The 2,834-nt window shown below is 57.3% G+C and carries 3 protein-coding genes and 1 pseudogene; 1 reads left to right on the forward strand and 3 read right to left on the reverse strand.

Annotated elements, in window-relative coordinates:
- From ACR3FF_RS26625 to ACR3FF_RS26635, 3 genes and pseudogenes are all read right to left on the reverse strand, one after another.
- Positions 1–164, reverse strand: a pseudogene (locus ACR3FF_RS26625) (IS5/IS1182 family transposase); the annotation flags it as partial.
- A gap of 214 nt (positions 165–378) precedes the next feature.
- Positions 379–528, reverse strand: coding sequence for a hypothetical protein (locus ACR3FF_RS26630; RefSeq protein ID WP_458191090.1), 150 nt, complete (start codon positions 526–528; stop codon positions 379–381).
- Positions 529–748: 220 nt separating this feature from the next.
- A protein-coding gene (locus tag ACR3FF_RS26635; protein ID WP_458191091.1) for an IS630 family transposase occupies positions 749–1,886 on the reverse strand; the annotation gives its coding sequence in 2 pieces (ribosomal slippage) (positions 749–1,457 and positions 1,456–1,886; 1,140 coding nt in all).
- A gap of 59 nt (positions 1,887–1,945) precedes the next feature.
- On the opposite strand from ACR3FF_RS26635, the gene ACR3FF_RS26640 reads away from it, so the two are divergent.
- Complete coding sequence (locus tag ACR3FF_RS26640; protein WP_458191092.1) at positions 1,946–2,719, forward strand: APC family permease; 774 nt, start codon at positions 1,946–1,948, stop codon at positions 2,717–2,719.
- Positions 2,720–2,834: the final 115 nt, after the last annotated feature.

Here is a 2,834-nt window from a genome sequence, read left to right on the forward strand (position 1 = left end):
GGTGGTTCGTGGTCTCGTGTTCGCCCCGTCTGCGCCGGGGCGAACACGTCGAACTCTTCGAGAAACTCGAAGGAGAGGTGCTCGAACAGCGCTAGCGTCTCTGTCTCCACGACATTGAAAAAGGACTCTACCGAAGGATCATCTTGCAGGGTCGCTGAACTCATTCCACATCAGCGTTCACCCTGCTCTTTGGTGTGCTAATCGTTCTATGACACCCTCCGAATAGCCTATACGGTCATTTCCTGGACAAAACGAGCCTACCGGAGCGGTGTCTTGCACTCCTGAAAACTGGAGGTTCGAAACGGACGAGTACCTGCTCTTGATCACCCAGAATCATGTGTCGGAGTCCCGCTGACGGTCCCTCGTGCTCGAGAACGATTAGGAGACGTCGAACTCCGCGATTTTCGTCGAGCCACAGGACGGACACGGCCGCTCGATGGCCTCAAGAGTCGTCCCACATTGCCGGCACTCGTAAATTGTGGCCCCATCGTCAGCTAACCACCGCCGCACCGGAGCGGGGAGTGACATGGTATATGTCCTTTTGCGTCCTACACAAAAAGCCTTCGCTCTCGTATCATCCCTGAATTACGTGAATCACGTCGTTTTGAGCTAAATTCATAATCAGCCCCACCGACCTCACGCAGCCAGAGTACCTATAACGTGCGAGGTTCTAACGTATAAAATAACTGTGAGAGGCAATGACTAGCGAGACTGAGACCCAACTAGTGCGCTCCCAACCATTGAGTGACTAGGTTTCGTTGGCCTTCCCAAGGGTCGGATAGAGTCGGTGAAGTTTCGTTCGAGCATCGTCAGTCGTGAATTGCCACGTGATAGAAGTCTCTGCCTCATTGCGGTCGGTTTCCCACGCAGCGACCTCCATTTGGAGGGTCGCTGCGTCCGGGATACGGCGATTCAGACACTGCGTTTTGAGAGCGCTGATCTCGATTTCTGCCATGTTCAGCCAGCTGCCGTGTTTCGGCGTGAAGTGAAATTCGAAGCGATCGAGGTACGCGCGGGCTTCAGTCGGGGGGAGAAACTCGTAGAAGGCGGCTGGATTGTGCGTATTGAGGTTGTCCAGAACTACCCGGATGCAGGCCGCATCCGGGTAGTGAACATCCGCGAGTTCTTGCATCCGTTCAACAAACTCACGTTTTCGGCGCTTCGCTGTGACCTCAACGTGTCGCCACCCGGTGAGCGGTTCGGTGGTCACGTGGAGCTTCTGCGTGCCGTTGCGCTCGTAGTGATAGTCTTCTCGCGCGACCGCTCCCGGTCGCGCCGGGAGCGGATCGCGCACGTGTCCCCGAAGCGTCTTGCTTGCCTCGTCAAAGCAGATCACCGGTTGGTCAGGATCGTACGGTTTGTGATAGAGTGAGAGGACGTCTTCCATCCGGTAGACGAACGTAGCATCGTATTCGGTCGGGATCAGCCAGGACTTAGAGCGGTGTGGCTTTAGGGTGTTTTTTTAGCCTCTGTCGGACGGTTTCCTCGGAGATCGAGTCGAACTCGATCTCCTCGAGAGCGACGAGATGGTCGGCAAGGAGGGCGTAGGTCCAGCGTGATCGTCCTTCTGGGGGCGGTGAGCAGGCAAGCGCGATGAGATGCGCCTCGCCCCGGCCGTCGAGTTTGGGTTCGTAGACCCGATCGGGCTTGCGGCGATGAATCGCCGCGAGCCCTCGTTCGGCGTAGGCTTTGCGCGTCCGGTAGGGCGTGGAGATAGAGCAATCGAGGTGCTCACAGATCGTCGGATCTGTGAGCCCCTCGTCGGCCTTCAGCAGGATCTTTGCACGGGTAATATCCTCGGCTCGGTGTTCACCCTTCGAAACGAACGCCTTGAGCTTCCTGCGTTCTTCGTCCGAGAGATTGACGATATTCTTCTTGCGTCCCATTCCTGTAGAGACGCGCTCAGACGAGATAGCCTAGGCTGTCCACGATTGGGGGCGCACTAGTGTTCGTCTCGTACCTGGGGTTCGCTCAGGTCGCGACGGTTGCAGGAGAGATCAAGGAACCCGGCAAAAACCTCCCACGGGCGATGATCGGAGGCGTGCTACTTGTGACGATTATCTACGCAGTCTCGATGCTTATCCTGCTCGGGGTCGTGCCGGTCGAGAAGGTAGCAGGGAAGGAGACCGCGATTACCATCGGTGCACGAGCCATTTTCAGTGCTTTTAGTGTTGGGGTTCTCGGCGTCAGTATGCTGACCTTTGGCGGGCTTCTGGCGACGGCGTCGTCGGCAAACGCATCGATGCTCTCGTCCTCGCGTATCAACTATGCAATGGGACGGGACGGACTGGTGGACGAACGCCTGTCAGAGGTTCACGATCGGTTCAATACGCCCTACCGGTCGATCGTGCTCACCGGTGCACTGGTTCTGGTGTTCATCGTTGTAGGAAACGTCGAAGTCCTCGCGAAGGCGGGGAGCGTGCTCCACCTGATGGTGTACGGGCTGTTAAACGTCTCGCTGCTGGTTTTCCGGCAGACCCGGACGATGAGCTACGATCCGAGTTTCGAGGTGCCGTTGTATCCCATAGTTCCCAGCCTCGGTGCGGTGCTGTCGTTAGGACTCATCGGGTTCATGGAGCTCCAGCAGATACTCCTCGCCGGCTCACTGGTCGTCGCCGGTGCCGCCTGGTACCTCCTTTTCGTCCGGAAGCGCGTCGACGACACGAGTGCGTTGCACCGGTACCGCTCGCCCACCACTGTCGAGGTGGAAGTCGAGTAGTGATTAACGTAACTTCTGGATGAATCCGCTGAGATGATTCTCAATCCACGAGCCTGCGAAACTCAGTCGGTCGGTCAATTTCGTGAAGATTTCATCGAGGAGGGCGCGGTACTCG

The sequence above is a fragment of the Haladaptatus ordinarius genome (genome assembly GCF_054177595.1).

Excerpts from the sequence above, each read along its gene's own strand:
- ACR3FF_RS26630 (WP_458191090.1), bottom strand. The coding sequence starts at position 528 with ATGTCACTCCCCGCTCCGGTGCGGCGGTGGTTAGCTGACGATGGGGCC.